This window comes from Pseudomonas sp. Lb2C2 (assembly GCF_052112205.1).
Lineage (GTDB): Bacteria > Pseudomonadota > Gammaproteobacteria > Pseudomonadales > Pseudomonadaceae > Aquipseudomonas > Aquipseudomonas kilonensis.
Genome location: NZ_JAUTYW010000032.1, coordinates 1 through 333, shown reverse-complemented (window position 1 = coordinate 333; position 333 = coordinate 1). Strand labels below are relative to the sequence as shown.

General features: G+C 53.2%; 1 tRNA gene and 1 rRNA gene. Both read right to left on the bottom strand.

Annotated elements, in window-relative coordinates:
• Positions 1–43: 43 nt before the first annotated feature.
• Positions 44–120: transfer RNA gene (locus tag Q7F16_RS30135), tRNA-Ile, on the bottom strand.
• Positions 121–280: 160 nt separating this feature from the next.
• A 16S ribosomal RNA gene (locus Q7F16_RS30130) occupies positions 281–333 on the bottom strand; the annotation flags it as partial.

Below are 333 nucleotides of genomic sequence, written 5' to 3'. Positions count from 1 at the left end.
GAGCTATGGCCCCGTATTTCTACAGGCGTTTCCCACACAAAATTGGTGGGTCTGGGCAGATTCGAACTGCCGACCTCACCCTTATCAGGGGTGCGCTCTAACCAACTGAGCTACAGACCCAATTTCGAGCTACTAAGGCCGACCTCACCCTGCTCTTTACCACAGAGCATGGGGTGCGCTCTAACCAACCAAGCCACAACCCTTTTGGCTGCTTCTTTCGTCTTCTTCAATGAATCAAGCAATTCGTGTGGGAGCTCATGAAGCAGCTGCGGTCGTCGATTAAGGAGGTGATCCAGCCGCAGGTTCCCCTACGGCTACCTTGTTACGACTTCA